Origin of the sequence: Blautia sp. HCP3S3_H10_2, from assembly GCF_052122375.1 — a bacterium.
Lineage (GTDB): Bacteria > Bacillota > Clostridia > Lachnospirales > Lachnospiraceae > Blautia_A.
Map to the genome: position 1 here is coordinate 1 of NZ_JBQKCL010000068.1, position 324 is coordinate 324.

The following is a 324-nucleotide window of genomic DNA, read 5'->3' on the forward strand; positions in this document are numbered from 1 at the left end:
AAAGCAAAGTCATGGCCTTATGAAAGACGTGTGGTATGCAAAGTTGAAAAGCCGGAAAACCAGATTGTTTACATGTATACATTTGTTGTCACAAACATGGATTCCGCACCAGAGTATCTTATCAAATTTTACTGCAAGCGAGGTCTGATGGAAAACTTTATCAAAGAAAGCAAATCCGGTTTTGATTTTGCTTCCGTAAGCAGTCATACCAGAATCGTAAATGCAAACAGACTTCAGGTACACGCGCTTGCTTATAACATATTTAATTGGTTTAGACGATTGGCGTTATCAGCAAATATGCGAAAACAACGCATTGATACCGTC

At 38.6% G+C, this 324-nt stretch carries 1 protein-coding gene; it reads left to right on the forward strand.

Translation table 11 applies throughout. The features are described 5' to 3' along the window. On the forward strand, positions 1–324 hold a 324-nt coding region (locus tag ACTQWB_RS18800), incomplete at both ends, for a transposase (RefSeq protein WP_441514622.1).